General features: G+C 66.9%; 16 protein-coding genes. 5 read left to right on the top strand and 11 right to left on the bottom strand.

Annotated elements, in window-relative coordinates:
* Positions 1 to 194: 194 nt before the first annotated feature.
* A complete protein-coding gene (locus ACESMY_RS14255; RefSeq protein ID WP_372785268.1) occupies positions 195 to 353 on the bottom strand; it encodes a hypothetical protein in 159 nt (52 codons plus the stop codon).
* A 92-nt stretch (positions 354 to 445) separates the two neighbouring features.
* On the opposite strand from ACESMY_RS14255, the gene ACESMY_RS14260 reads away from it, so the two are divergent.
* A complete protein-coding gene (locus ACESMY_RS14260) occupies positions 446 to 892 on the top strand; it encodes a PAS domain-containing protein (RefSeq protein ID WP_372785269.1) in 447 nt (148 codons plus the stop codon).
* On the opposite strand, the gene ACESMY_RS14265 is transcribed toward ACESMY_RS14260, so the two are convergent.
* Both ACESMY_RS14265 and ACESMY_RS14270 read right to left on the bottom strand, forming a co-directional pair.
* Entirely contained in the window at positions 864 to 1,265 is a 402-nt protein-coding gene (locus tag ACESMY_RS14265; RefSeq protein WP_372785270.1) for a recombinase family protein, read from the bottom strand. The two genes, ACESMY_RS14260 and ACESMY_RS14265, sit on opposite strands and share 29 nt — an antisense overlap.
* Positions 1,266 to 1,571: 306 nt before the next feature.
* Positions 1,572 to 2,333, bottom strand: a complete 762-nt coding sequence (locus ACESMY_RS14270) for a PEPxxWA-CTERM sorting domain-containing protein (protein WP_372785271.1) — start codon at positions 2,331 to 2,333, stop codon at positions 1,572 to 1,574.
* A gap of 230 nt (positions 2,334 to 2,563) precedes the next feature.
* Here ACESMY_RS14270 and ACESMY_RS14275 point away from each other — a divergent pair, with 230 nt between their 5' ends.
* Both ACESMY_RS14275 and ACESMY_RS14280 read left to right on the top strand, forming a co-directional pair.
* Positions 2,564 to 3,676, top strand: a complete 1,113-nt coding sequence (locus ACESMY_RS14275) for a helix-turn-helix transcriptional regulator (RefSeq protein WP_372785272.1) — start codon at positions 2,564 to 2,566, stop codon at positions 3,674 to 3,676.
* A gap of 429 nt (positions 3,677 to 4,105) precedes the next feature.
* The gene (locus tag ACESMY_RS14280) at positions 4,106 to 6,577 is read left to right on the top strand and encodes an ATP-binding protein (protein WP_372785273.1); all 2,472 of its coding nucleotides are present in this window, start codon (positions 4,106 to 4,108) and stop codon (positions 6,575 to 6,577) included.
* A gap of 58 nt (positions 6,578 to 6,635) precedes the next feature.
* On the opposite strand, the gene ACESMY_RS14285 is transcribed toward ACESMY_RS14280, so the two are convergent.
* Positions 6,636 to 7,124 (bottom strand): nuclear transport factor 2 family protein, encoded by a 489-nt coding sequence (locus ACESMY_RS14285; protein WP_372785274.1) that lies wholly within the window; start codon positions 7,122 to 7,124, stop codon positions 6,636 to 6,638.
* Between the two features lie 230 nt (positions 7,125 to 7,354).
* On the opposite strand from ACESMY_RS14285, the gene ACESMY_RS14290 reads away from it, so the two are divergent.
* Together ACESMY_RS14290 and ACESMY_RS14295 are read left to right on the top strand one after the other, a co-directional pair.
* The gene (locus ACESMY_RS14290) at positions 7,355 to 7,837 is read left to right on the top strand and encodes an SgcJ/EcaC family oxidoreductase (protein WP_372785275.1); all 483 of its coding nucleotides are present in this window, start codon (positions 7,355 to 7,357) and stop codon (positions 7,835 to 7,837) included.
* A 30-nt stretch (positions 7,838 to 7,867) separates the two neighbouring features.
* Positions 7,868 to 8,305 (top strand): MerR family transcriptional regulator, encoded by a 438-nt coding sequence (locus ACESMY_RS14295; RefSeq protein WP_372785276.1) that lies wholly within the window; start codon positions 7,868 to 7,870, stop codon positions 8,303 to 8,305.
* 299 nt (positions 8,306 to 8,604) lie between these two features.
* Here ACESMY_RS14295 and ACESMY_RS14300 read toward each other — a convergent pair whose 3' ends face one another.
* From ACESMY_RS14300 to ACESMY_RS14330, 7 genes are read right to left on the bottom strand one after another with little or no spacing between them, the layout of a single operon-like run.
* On the bottom strand, positions 8,605 to 8,961 hold the full coding sequence (locus tag ACESMY_RS14300) for a MarR family winged helix-turn-helix transcriptional regulator (protein ID WP_372785277.1): 357 nt from the start codon (positions 8,959 to 8,961) through the stop codon (positions 8,605 to 8,607).
* 9 nt (positions 8,962 to 8,970) lie between these two features.
* A complete protein-coding gene (locus ACESMY_RS14305; protein ID WP_372785278.1) occupies positions 8,971 to 9,195 on the bottom strand; it encodes a hypothetical protein in 225 nt (74 codons plus the stop codon).
* 25 nt (positions 9,196 to 9,220) lie between these two features.
* Positions 9,221 to 9,673 (bottom strand): MerR family transcriptional regulator, encoded by a 453-nt coding sequence (locus tag ACESMY_RS14310; protein WP_372785279.1) that lies wholly within the window; start codon positions 9,671 to 9,673, stop codon positions 9,221 to 9,223.
* Complete coding sequence (locus ACESMY_RS14315) at positions 9,670 to 11,016, bottom strand: sensor histidine kinase (protein WP_372785280.1); 1,347 nt, start codon at positions 11,014 to 11,016, stop codon at positions 9,670 to 9,672. Before ACESMY_RS14315 ends, ACESMY_RS14310 begins: the two co-directional genes overlap by 4 nt.
* Complete coding sequence (locus ACESMY_RS14320) at positions 11,013 to 11,795, bottom strand: response regulator transcription factor (RefSeq protein ID WP_372785281.1); 783 nt, start codon at positions 11,793 to 11,795, stop codon at positions 11,013 to 11,015. Before ACESMY_RS14320 ends, ACESMY_RS14315 begins: the two co-directional genes overlap by 4 nt.
* Positions 11,796 to 11,806: 11 nt before the next feature.
* Complete coding sequence (locus ACESMY_RS14325; protein ID WP_372785282.1) at positions 11,807 to 12,475, bottom strand: cytochrome b/b6 domain-containing protein; 669 nt, start codon at positions 12,473 to 12,475, stop codon at positions 11,807 to 11,809.
* Positions 12,475 to 12,936, bottom strand: a complete 462-nt coding sequence (locus ACESMY_RS14330; protein ID WP_372785283.1) for a cytochrome c — start codon at positions 12,934 to 12,936, stop codon at positions 12,475 to 12,477. Before ACESMY_RS14330 ends, ACESMY_RS14325 begins: the two co-directional genes overlap by 1 nt.
* Positions 12,937 to 13,059: the final 123 nt, after the last annotated feature.

Genomic DNA, 13,059 nt, shown 5'->3' on the forward strand with positions numbered 1-13,059 from the left:
GAGGAGAACAGCGTGCCGGCCGCCGCCATCAAGGCGGCGAAGAAGAGCACCCAGCGCGGAACCACCGCGCGGCCGAACAGCGGGATGATTCGGAAGGCGGCCCGCGCGAGTGTCCTTGTATCGCCAGCGCCTTTCATGAGGCGGGCTCTGTCAGGTTGAGCACGATGATCTTCGGCTCAGCTCGTGCGTCGTCGCTATTCGAACGCGCGCCATGCGACGTAAAACACCGCGACCACGATGGCCGTGAAGATCAACATGTTGACCAGCATCCGCAGCATGCCGCGCTCATGCTCATCGGTGAGGCCGAGACGGTCGCAGACGGCGTTCGACGGGGCCATCAGAAACTTGAGCATCGCTATCCCTTCCAGTGTATCCGGACCGGGGGTTGATTTCCGATGCGCTGGCCGCGGGCCAAATCGCGCGACGCCGATCCTGAGTGAATTCCGTGCAACCCTATGACTGGGGCCGAAAGCACCTTCAGCCCATCGCTAACGAATGGGAGCACCGGCTGGGCATGCAAGCGCAGGTGGCGCGCGAAGCCGAGACGCTTGCCATCAATCAGTTGCTGTCCAGCACGATCAAATCCGCGCCCGTCTCGCTGGTGATGACCGACCGCGACATGCACGTCGTGCAGACCAGCGACCGATGGCTACGCGAGATGGGCCTGGAAAACGCCGGGCCGGTCGTGGGGCGCACGATCTATGAGCTTTTCCCGGAAGCTCGCGAGCGTTGGGAGGCCGCGTACCTGCATTGCCTGGAAGGCAACACCCTGCACACAGAGCGAATGCAGATGCAGACCCACGACGGCCGCCAGCCTTGGGTGCGCACCGAGATGACCCCGTGGCGCAACCCCGGTGGAGAGGTCAACCAAGCCGCTTTCCTCGGCTCCTAGCTGCCTTCAAGCCGTTTCTGACCCGTTCGCTGGCGTGTTCGGCCTCTAGCTGGGCGAAGACGGCGAGGATTCCCAACATCGCCCGCCCAATGGGCGCACCTGTATCGATCGCCTCGGTCACGGGAGAGGCTGAGATGAGCGAGATCGATCTCCTTCTTGACGTCGCTTCCCAGGTTGCCCACGCGCCGTGGCTTGAGGTCAAAGGGGAGGAAAACGTTCGTAGCGCTAGTTCGCCAGCCACTCGAAGACCTGATCGCCAGTCAGCACTCGCGCGCGACGTTTTCAGACGCCCGGATGGGCCACTTGGCCAAGGCCTATGACGCCGATCTGCGCACGAGCCTCGGGCCTTGGGCGAAAGATGGACTCCTGACATTTGAAGTTGCGACTCGGCTAACTTGGGGGCGACCCCGTCGGCCTTAAACGACGGAAGGACTGCCAGCCGAAAACAGTGCGTTCAAAGGCGTCGCCGCCCTGGCAATGGGGGGGGCGAAAACATCTGTTTTTGCCGCGGGCAACGACGGCCGTTTCGGTTCTGCAAGCCAATCTCCCGGCCCAGAAGCTGACCTGCGAGCTTCCGCTAGGGTGGAAACCGGTCATTCGGCTTCGCCAAGCCCGAACAGCGAAAAGCCCCGGCGCTCCTGCGAGGCCGGGGCTCTGATCGTGCGATCCGTATGCCGGATCAGGCGGGGAGCGAGACCTGGCCGCGACGGCGGCGGAGCACCGCGCCCAGGCCGCCGAAGCCGACCACCATCATCGCCCAGGTAGCGGGTTCGGGGACCCCGCCCGAGGGCGTGAGATTGATGTCCAGATTGCTGCCCACCAAGTCGCCGAACGGCGCGCGCGGGTCTTGTATGTAGGACAACACGACCTGATCGCCGACAGCCAGGGCGACGTTGGAGAAATTGAATACGGTCGGGTTTAACCGGCCCTGAGTCCCGTCACCGAGGAGCACTCCCGAATCGACCACGGTCCCGTTGATCGACAGGCTCCAGTCCTGGGTACGGTTGATCGACCGCGCGTTCCATACCAGACCGCTTATGTCCGCCGAACCGTTCGAAGGACTGGTGAACAGAACATTGGCGATGCCCTCGCCGCCGCCATTGGCCTGGTCCGTTGTGTGATCGAGGATATCTCCAACCTGCCAGTCGCAGGTCGCGCACATGGCGGACCCGGCGGCGACGGCCTGGAAGAACCCGGGCAGGAAAGCGCCGCTTGTATTGCCTTGCGCCCAAGCAGGCTGGACGACGCCATTGAGGTCTGACGGTCGCCATGACGCCACAAACGGGAGCGCGGACACCCCCTGGCGATAGGTCCAGACCCCGTTGGGATTGCTCGCGTTGCTCCAATCGGTTTTCAGGTCATAGACGGACGCCTGCGCCGCACCGGCCAGGGCGGCGGCGGCGATCGCCGCCGCGCCTACGAAAAGCTTGTTAGATTTCACGCCCAACTCCCAAACTGAAGGTCTCGGCCCACGGTCGTCCACGGACACCGATGAGATGTGACACGCGCCAAACGCAGGCCGCGTCATCCAGATGGTTGAGATGGGGCGCTTTTCGTCGACCGGAGCGGATCGCCTTTCGGGGGAAGAAGCTTGAGGTCTGCCCGCCGCTATGGCGATGGTGTCGGTGTGGCGCGGGGCAGGCCCGTGATCGCAACACCCGATGAGCGCCCGTGAACGCCCGCGAAGTCTTTCTGGACGAACTCTACGAAGCCGCGGTGGACGTTACCCTGTGGCCGCGCGTGTTGCGGCGTCTAGCCGACCTGGCCGGCGGGCACGACGCGGTGCTTCGGTCCTATGATCTCTATACCGAGGCCGGTCCGGTGGTCGCCAGCCGCATGGACCCATCGGCTTTGGCCGCCAATTTCCGCGCGTTCGCGACCCGGAATCCGCTCAAGACGCCCCTGGATCAAATCGCCGGGCGCAAGTGGACTCCCGGATACAAGCGGGACATTGACTGGCTGCCAAAAGAAGATTTCGTCGGAACCGAATACTACAACGATTTCTACAAGAAATTTGACATTCATTCCGACGTCTCCGTCGGCTTCGAAAGCGCGAACGCCTGCTGGACCGGCGTGGATATTTATCGATCCGAGAAGCAGGGCGCCTTCACCGGTGACGAGCTCGCGCTCTGTATGTCACTGCAGCCGCATATGGCGCGGGCGATACGGCTCTCGCGCGCTACGTCCGACATGGCCGGGGTGGCCGATGGGCACGCCGAGATCGTCGACAACTCGCCGACCGGCCTCTTCGTGCTGGAGCGCACCGGTGTGGTTCGCCACATCAACGCGGCCGGAGAACGCCTAATCGCGGGAGCAAAGGGTATCACGGTCCGCAAGGAGCTTCTGGTCTGCGCCGCCCATGCCGACACTCAGCGCCTGAGAGCCATGATCTGTCGCGCCGGAGATCCTGATTTGCGCGCTGGCGGCTCCATGGGCCTGGCCGCGCCGCGCGGCGGGCGCCGGATCTGGATCGAAGTGGCGCCGCTCGCGGCCAGGCATGCGTGGGCCTTCGCCGCCGGGCCTGCCGTCATCGTCAGCATCACCGATCAGGCAACTGGCGGCCATGTGCCAGAATCGATGCTGCGCGACCTGTTCGACCTCACGCCGGCCGAAATTCGAGTGGTGGCCTCGCTGTTCGCGGGCATGGAGCCAAGCAAGGCGGCGGAGCATCTGGGCGTCGCTATGCCGACGATACGGAGCCACCTCGTTCACATCTACGCAAAGACGAATACGACCGGGCAAAGCGACCTCTGCCGGCTGCTCGGCCGCCTCACGCGCGACTGAGAGGGCAAGGGGAAGGGTCGAAATCGGTCTTCGGGTTCGTGTGGCCCGAACGCGGCTTTGAGCCCCGGCAGTGCCGATCCCGGCCTATTTCGGATAGAGCACCTTAGAGTCCCGCCAAATGTAGATCACGATGGGAGCCGCAAAACCTGACCGCGGTCGGGGCGACTACGGGCTGAAGCCAGAGTTCCGGGCTGTTCGTCTCAACGACTTCCAAGTGGGCTTTCGGCTCCGCGCCGATCGCTCGGGCCGCACTCGCCTCGACCTTGTGCTTAGCGCCTGTCGCGTTGGTTGACGGGTAAAGCCCACGAGCGGGCCACATGTCTCCGCACCGCGGCCCCGAGGCGCGCTTCGCTTGCAATCAACCGCCACGAAAATTTAAGCCTTGATTGCTAAGTTCCCTCTCCCGAACAAGGCCTTGAGGGAAACGGGATGTCCGCGGCGACCGATGCGCGCGAGGCGCGACGCCTGGAAGCGCTGCGCCGGATAGAGTTCGAGGATGCGCGGCCGATGTTCGAGCGCATTTGCGGGCTGGTGCGACGGGCCACCGGCGCCCCATTCGCCTTTATCGGCCTGATGGAGGCTGATCGCCTGTTGTTGGCGGGCGTCGAGGAGGACGGTGATCACGTCGTGCCGCGCCAAGAGGCGCTGTCCAATCTGGCGATCGAGAGCGGCGAGCCGATGTGGGTCGAAAACGCCACCCTGGACCCGCGGTTCGCCGAGTTGCCCAACGTCCACGGCGAGGTGCGTATCCGGTTCTATGCTGCCTCCCCGATCCGCCTCTCCAGCGGCGAAGTGATCGGCGCGCTGATGCTGCTCGACCGCACGCCGCGCGGTTTCGATCCGCAGGCGGCGGCCGACCTGGCCGAGTTCGCGGCGCTCGTCGCCAACGAGTGGAAGCATCGGCTGGGCATGCAGGCGCAGGTGGCGCGCGAAGCCGAGACGCTGGCCGTCAACCAGTTGCTGGCCAGCACCATAAAATCCGCGCCCGTCTCGCTGGTGATGACCGACCGCGACATGCGCGTCGTTCAGACCAGCGACCGATGGCTGCGCGAGATGGGCCTGGAGAACGCCGGGCCCATCGTTGGGCGCACGATCTATGACCTATTCCCGGAAGCGCGCGAGCGCTGGGAGGCCGCATACTTGCATTGCCTCGAAGGCAACGCCCTGCACTCAGAGCAGGTGCAGATGCAGACCTACGACGGCCGCCAGCCCTGGGTGCGCACCGAGATGACCCCATGGCGCAACCCCGCTGGAGTGGTCACCGGCCTGCTGATCATGACCTTCGAAATCACCGATATGGTCGAGGCCCTGGAAGACGCCCGGCGCGCCGAGCGACGGATGACTATGGCCGCCGAACTCGCCAACCTGTCGATCTGGGAAATGGACTACCGCCGCCGCGAGCTCAAAGGGGGCGGGGCGGCGCCGGTCGGTGACGGCGCGGGCACGACCTACGACGATCTGGACCGCGACATCTGGGCGGCCACCCACCCGGATGACCGCGCGCAGGCCCAGGCGCTTTGGGAGGACCACGTGACCACCGGCGTTCCCTTCCGCACAACCTATCGCCTGCTAAGCAAGAATGGCCCGCCAGTCTGGGTAGATTCCGCTTGCGAGGCGATCAAGAACTCGGAAGGCCGTATCACCCGCGTCCTTGGCGTGCTGCGCAACATCGACGCCGAGAAGCAGGCAGAAGCCGAGCTGCTCGCCGCCAAGGAGGCGGCCGAAAGCGCCAACCACGCCAAAAGCGAATTTCTGGCCAACATGAGCCACGAGATCCGCACCCCGCTGAACGGCGTGATGGGTGTAGCTGGAGCGCTGGCCAGGACGCGGTTATCGACCGAGCAGACCGAGATGGTTGGCCTCATCGAAACCTCGGCGCAAACATTGGAGTCGCTACTCACCGACATCCTCGATCTCGCGCGCATTGAGGCGGGGCACCTGGAGATCACAGCCGAAGCCTTCGACCTCGCGGCATCCGTGCGCGCCTGCGCGGCGTTGTTCGAGACGACCGCCCAGGCTAAGGGGATCGACTTTACCGTCGAGATGGACGAGGGCTCGCACGCCACCTTCCTCGGCGACGCCCCACGGTTGCGCCAGATCCTGTGCAACCTGTTGTCCAACGCGATCAAATTCACCAACCGCGGCGCTGTGACGTTGACCGTGTCGGCGCAGTCCAGCAGCGAGGTGGACGCGACGCAGCTGAGCTTCGCCGTGCGCGACAGCGGCATTGGCTTCGACGCGGTGACCAAGGCGCGGTTGTTCGGCCGCTTCGAGCAGGCCGATGGCTCGATCACCAGGCGTTTTGGCGGCACCGGTCTAGGGCTGGCGATTTCGCACTCCCTGGCTGAAGCCATGGGCGGCGCACTGGAGGCCGACGCGATACTTGGCCAAGGAGCTTGTTTCGTGCTGACCCTCGATCTTGAAGCCTGCGCCGATCTGACGGTCTCCCGGGGCGCTGACGTTCAAGGCAGGGAGGGAGATGGCCTGGCCGGCCTGCGGGTGCTCCTCGCGGAAGACCACCCAACCAACCGCCGGGTTGTCGAGCTGATCCTCGGCGCGGCCGGCGTGGAGCTGGTGTGCGTCGAGAACGGCGCGGAGGCCGTCGAGAGCGCGGCGAACATCGACTTCGACCTGATCCTGATGGACATGCAGATGCCAGTGATGGACGGGCTGACGGCGATCCGTCATGTGCGCGCCGGCGAAGCGCTGCGTCATGCGCGGCGCACCCCGGTGCTGACCCTGACCGCCAACGCTATGCCCCAGCACGCCGCGGCGTCCACCGCAGCCGGCGCCGATGGTCACATCACCAAGCCCATCACTGCGGAGGCTCTGCTACAGGCGGTGCAGGCCGCCACCGCACAGCCGCTCATATTCAACCGGGCCCACGCCATCATCGGCTGACCCGGCAAGCACCGTCAGCTAGGTCTGTCTTCGTGAGCAACTTCGGCGGCGCCATCCGTCAGGGCGCCGGCTTGGCCATTGTCTTCAGGATGTCCGCCGCGCTCTGCCCGACCGTCGGCACGACATTGCTGCACTGGACGAGCTTCCAACGGCCCTTTTCCAGCCGCCAGACGGTCGCGAAACGGATGGGCACGGTGCGGCCCTGCACCGTGAACGCGGTGTCGAAGAACAGGCTCGCCAGGTCGCCGTCCTTTTCAATGGAGACGTTGCGCATCGCGCCGAACGCCGCGCCCTGGCCCCAAAGCTTGTGGTCGGCGGCCAGCGTCCCCAGGAAACCGTCGCGCCCGGAGGTCACCTCTGCCACATCGCTGCCGTAGACGTGCAGGCTGCCGTGGCTGACCATGTCGGCCACGCGGTCCCGGTCGCCCGCGGCATAGGCCGTAAGCAAAGCCTGGGCGGCGGCCTGGACATCCGGCGCGCCCATGGCGGCTGGCGCGGTGAGACTGGCCGCCGCGGCCAGCACGAGAAGGGTTCGGCGTAGAGTCATCGGGTGGATCCTTCAGTGGCCAGGAGGCCGTAAAGCTCCGCCGGGGCGGGTCGAAGTCAAGTGAAGCTGCGGCAATGTTCCGGGCGCAAAGCCCATTGACTCCGTACCTGGGTACGGCAGCTACAAGCTGAACCGAAGCGGCGGCGGGCGGCCTCGATGCGAGTCTCGTCCTGGCCGGAATCTCGGACGGACCGACGCTTCATCGGCCGTCGCCTGAAGCGGAGAATCCTATGTTTCGTTCCACCCTCCTGGCGCTCGGCGCCCTCGTGGCGCTCGCCCCCGCCGCCGCTGGGGCGCATCCCAAGACATCCGACGCCGACGCCGTGCGGCAGATGATGGCCGGCTACATCGACGCCTGGAAGCGGGCCGACCCGAAGCTGATCGCCGCCAACTTCAAAGCTGACGGGGATTTCATCAATCCCACTGGCTTCCACGCCACCGGCCACGCCGCGATCGCCGCTTTCTACGCTCAGGCCTTCGCCGCCGGCTACAAGGGCAGCGACGCGGGCTTCACCGCCGAGACGACCCGCCAGATCGCCCCCGGGGTGATGGTCATCGACGGCGAATGGTACATCACCGGCGCCCATGAACTCGACGGCAAGCCGCGGGCGGACGAGCGCGGCCTGGCCACCGCGGTGCTGGTCAAGACCCGAGCCGGCTGGCGGATCGCGGTGTTGCGGGAGCAATCCAGCGCCAGCAAGATCATGTCCTGAGACGCAGGCGCACGAGCGGAGGAGCGGAGCATGCAAGAGCCTGGGCGGACCATCGGCCAACTGGCCAAGGCGGCGGGCGTCGGGGTCGAGACGGTCCGCTACTACCAGCGCCGCGGCCTCCTGGAGCAGCCGCGCAAACCCTCGACGGCCGGCTTTCGCCGCTACGACGAGGGCGCGCTGCAGCTGCTGCGCTACATCCGCATGGCGCAGGGCTTCGGTCTGAGCCTGCGGGATATCGAAGATCTGCTGCGCCGATCCTTCGACACCAACCGGTCCTTCTGCCACGCCGTGCAGGAAACGGTGGCGGCCAAGCTCACCAAGGTGCGCCAGGAACTCGCCGCGCTCCAGCGGCTCGAAGCCGAGCTTGAAGTCTGCCTGGCCAGCTGCGCGACGCGCGATCCGCGCCTTCCCTGCCCGATCCTCGTAGGCCTCTGCCGCGCGCCGGACGCAGCGGGCGTGGCGGCTTAGGGGAGACCATTCAGGGGTCTCGTCCGCATGACAATTCGGGCGAGACACGCTGGCGCTGGGAAGCTTCTCGTTCGCGAGCCTACTTCACGTTAGTCGGCTGCGCGCCAAACACCTATACCCAATTTATCTTATGCAAAATCAAAGATCTAGACGCCTGTCGCATAAGGTGTTGGCGGTGCCTGCTGGGGCCTTGAGGGGGCTCCGGCCGGGCGAGGCGATCCGCTTCCGTCGAGGGGCAACGCGGCGACCGGCCGTACCCGCTTGCCTGGTCGAAAGCTGACACCACACACCAATGCCCCTTAAGGGGAAAATTCGATGGGAATGGCGCGGCGGATCGTGTCATCGAGGCGGTCGCGCAAGTCACGGCCCTTGTCGGTTAGGTGGACGACATGGCTGCGCCCGTCCGTCGGATGGAGGAAGGCGTCCACCAGGCCGAGCGCCGGCGGGTGCGCCCAGTCGGAGCCCGGACGGCCCAGCGAGCGCAGGCTGCGCGAGGCGGTGGATTGGGTGAGGCCCGCCACATAGGCAAGTTCTTGGACGCTGAGGCCCTCGTTCTCACAGACGTAGAGATAGGCCACGATCTCGTTGACGCTGATGCGCGCGTCGAGCGTCTTCAGCGCGAGGATCGCCTCGAGCAGGGAGTCCCTGGGGCGCAAAAGACCGCCTTATTCGTCGGCGTAGCGGTTCAGGACGCCGGTGGCCGCCGAGCGCGGCGCGGCCCGGGTGAGCTTTAGCGCCTTGCGCTGGCGACGCTCGCGCATGGCCAGCGTCGCGTCGGGATAGGCGTCGCGCACCAGCTTCAGGATATCCTCCAGGCGCTTTTGGTGATCGGCCGCTTCGATGTAGTCGCCGACGTTCAGTTCAACGGATATCTGACCGCAAAGCTTCATAGGCGTCCTCGACAAGAAGGGTGTCTCACTGCGGAAATTCGCAAGCTGTTGCGACTGAGGCTTTCGCGTCTTTCGCTGGGCCGGCGGAAAATACGCAGTGCCCCAAGTGGGTAAGCGTTTCGATGAGCTGTTCCATTTGCGCCCTCATGCGATGCAAGCCGTCGATGCGGTCGTCGAGCGCCGCTAGGCGGTCGTAGGCGCGGCGGATGATCTCCGACCTGGCCGAGGCCCTCGCGTCCAAAGGCGATGTGTCGCTGGCCAGCACCTGTTCGAACGCCGCCAGTTCGCGGATGTCCCGCAGCGTGAATCCGGCGCCCTGGAGCCCGCGGATGCTACGAACCGCCTGCAGGTCGTGAAGCGAATAACAGCGGTACCCCGACGCCGACCGATCGGGCGCGCGCAGGAGGCCTTCGCGCTCGTAGAAGCGGATCGTCTGGATGTTCACGCCGGCCAGCCGCGCCAGTTCGCCGATCCTCATGCGCCCGGTCCTTCGGACCCAGAGACTTCGAACTCAGCGAGCGCGGCCTCAGCGCCCCGGGCGGTCGGCACGAAGAGATCGACTTCGAACCCGCCGGCCGCGTGGTTGCGCGCGGCCAACCGTCCCCGGTGCAGCGCGGCGACCCGCTCGGCGATGGACAGGCCCAGGCCGACGCCGGACGAGCCCTGGGCCCGGAAGAAGGGTTCGAAAATGCGCGGCAGATCGGCGGGTGCGATCCCCGGCCCAGCATCGCGGATGCGAACCCGCGCAACGCTCCCGACGGCTTCCAGGGACACCTGGACCGCGGCGCCCGCGGGACCGAAGCGCACGGCATTGCGCAGGACGTTCTCAATGGCGCTGGCAAGCAGCGCCCGATCACCGCGCACGACGATCGGGGCGGCCTTGCCGATCACCACCTTCTTGTCGTCCGGCTCGGCCTCCAGACGGGCATCCTCGACGGCCTCCTCAAGCAGGGCCAGGAGATCGACGTCCTCCAGGGTCATCGGCGGCCCGGCCTGGACCCGGGAGAACTGCAGGACCTGGCCGATCAGACTGTCCAGGCGCTCGACCTCGCGATCGATCCGCGCAAAGGCGGCGGCGCTCTCGCCCGGGCGCTCGTCGCGCAGTAGCGAGGTCGCTATCCGCAGCCTGGCGAGCGGCGAGCGGAGCTCGTGGGAAATATCCCGGAGCAGGTCCTCCTTGGACTCGATCAAGGCGCGCAGGTGAGCGGTCATCTGGTCAATGTCGCGGGCCAGCCCGCCGACCTCATCGCGGCGCCCGGTGATCGCCTCGGCCATGCGGGCCTCTATCGCCCCTGCTGCGACGGCGCGCACGCCCTCGCGCAAGCGGACCACCGGCCGGGTAAGCTGGTGCGCGAGCGCGGCGGAACCCACCCCGCTCACCGTGATCGCCAGCCCCAGCAGCAGGAGCGGCTGGAACATCAGCTGCCAGGCGCCGAAAGAAAACTCGCGGGTCCGGCGCACGTACATGCGGAAGGCCGGCGCGCCGGGCGCTGTCAGCCGCGGGACGAGCGCGCCGCCGGGCCCTGGCAGCGGGCGTCCGCCCAGGCTACGGCCCAGGAACTCCCGGCCCAGGTCGTCGACGAAATAGAACTGCAGTTCGGGGTGGGCATGCCGTTCGTTCATCACCCACATGCCGAGTCCGTCACGGCCCTCGCGGCTGAAGTCCGCCTGCGCCGAGCGCGCCAGCGCCGCGGGCGAGATACGGTCGATGTCGTCGGCGCGTTTGACGGCGAGCGCGAAGCTGACGGCCAGCGCCGCCGCCAGGGTCAAGGCCATAACCAGCCAGTAGGAGAGCCAGATGCGGGCGAAGAGGCTGCTCATCCCGCACCGTCTGACAGGGTGAAGGAATAGCCGCCGCCGCGGATCGCGCGGATCTCCGCACCCAGCTCCGGGGCCAAGCCCAGCTTGCGGCGCAGATTCGAGACATGGGTGTCGAGGCTGCGATCATAGGGCGTCAGCGGCCGGCCGAGTGCGCGTTCCGTCAGCGCGGCGCGGGACAGCTCGACGCCGGGCTGGCCGGCCAGCGCCTCCAGCACCATGAACTCGGCCGGCGTCAGCCGGACCTCGCGGCCTCGCACTGCGGCGGTCATGGCCGAAGGCGTGAGCGTCAGCGGCCCGATGCGGACTGGATCTCGCGGCCGGAACGCCTGGCGCAGCCGCCGCAGCACCGCGCGGATCCGCGCGGCCAGCTCGGCGGGGTCGAAGGGCTTGGCCAGGTAGTCGTCGGCGCCGAGTTCGAGGCCGAGGATGCGGTCGGCGGGCTGCCCCCGGGCGGTGACCATGATGATCGGCAGGTCGCGGTCGATGCGGATTCGGCGCAGGGCTTCGAGCCCGTCGAGGTCTGGCATCATGATGTCGAGCACAATCAGGTCCGGGGTTTCGGCCTCAAGTTTCTGGAGCGCGGACCGACCGCTGTCGGCGAAGGAAGTCAGGAAGCCTTGTCGCCCCAGAAACTCGCCGAGCATGCGCGCGAACTCCGCGTCATCATCGACGATGAGAATCCGGCCGCTCAGCTCCATGGTCCACATCCTGTCTGCCGACGGGCGGCGCGACGCAAGTTGCCCGCACGGATGCACCCCCAGCAAAGCCACCCCGGCCACGGCGAGACTACTCACGACGGATCCAGCCGCCAAAGGAGGAAGACCACGACCAGCGCCGCAGCGCCGCCGGGGATCGACATCCACCAGGGGGCGACCTGTGGCGCCACGCCCGCCGATGGGAGGCGCTTGCGCCCGTGCAGCATCGGGCTCACGAGGTCGTCACCGAACGCCAAGTGCAGCAGAACCACGGCCACGTGCAGCGCGACCATGACGAGCAGCGCCCGGAAAGCCAGGGCGTGGACCCGCTCAGCCAGGCGCGCGGCGTCGGGGCCGAGCGCCGACGCAAACGGCCCAGGTGCGAGATCGGCGCGATCGGTAGTGAAGAGACCCGAGACCACCTGCGTGGACAAGACGCCCAGCAGAGCCAGGACACTCCAGCCGCCCAGCGGATTGTGTCCCACGACAACACCGGCGCGCCCGCGGATGTATAGCCAGGCCTCGCGCGGACCCCGCACAAAGCCCCCGAACCGCGCCGTGGAGGATCCGGCGAAACCCCAGTAGAGCCGGAAGGTCAGCAGCCCTACGACGCCGTAGCCGCAAAGCCGATGCCAGGCCATCCGCTCGGAGGCGTAGGTCCACCAACAGGCCGCCACCATGGCCACCACGCCAAGATGGAAGAGCCGGGTCGGAAGGTCCCAAACCCGCACGGCGCGGCCATCCTTGCACGTCGCCGACGGCATCAGAAGCGGCTCAGATAGGTTTCGTGACAGGACTCGCAGGCGTCGGCGACCGCGCGCTGCTGGGCGCGCATTCGGCCTGGATCGCCCGATCGCGCCGCGGCGTCGAGCTGGCCGAGCGCCCCGTTGAGCGCGACCGCCTTGGCTTGGAAGTCTCGCGGCTCGGCCCAGATTCCACGACGTGCGTCGGTCCGAACGCGGGCGTCCGGGCCGCTGCCCGCGGGGAACCAGGCGACAATCTGCTGGGCCAGCTGGGCCTCAGCCAGAACGGCGCGGCTCACGCCAGCCCCGTTCGGTCGCGCCTGGCGCAGCTCATTGCGGATCGACTTGTGCAGGCTCAGCAGTCGATCGAAGTTCGCCTGACGCATGCGGACCACGACCGCGGCGTCGATCGCCGCACTGGCCGGGCCCGCAAGGGCCAACGCCAGCGCCACGACGATCGTCCCGCGAATACGATTGCGCATCTCAATGGCCCTGGCGGGCAAATTCGCCCCGGTACGCTGAAGAGGTTAGCGAGGCCGCGCAAGGTTGAGGAAATCTTTGCACAACTTTGCCAAACGGCGGGCTTGGGGCGGTTGACCCTGCAC

It is taken from the genome of Phenylobacterium sp. (genome assembly GCF_041691455.1).
Lineage (GTDB): Bacteria > Pseudomonadota > Alphaproteobacteria > Caulobacterales > Caulobacteraceae > Phenylobacterium.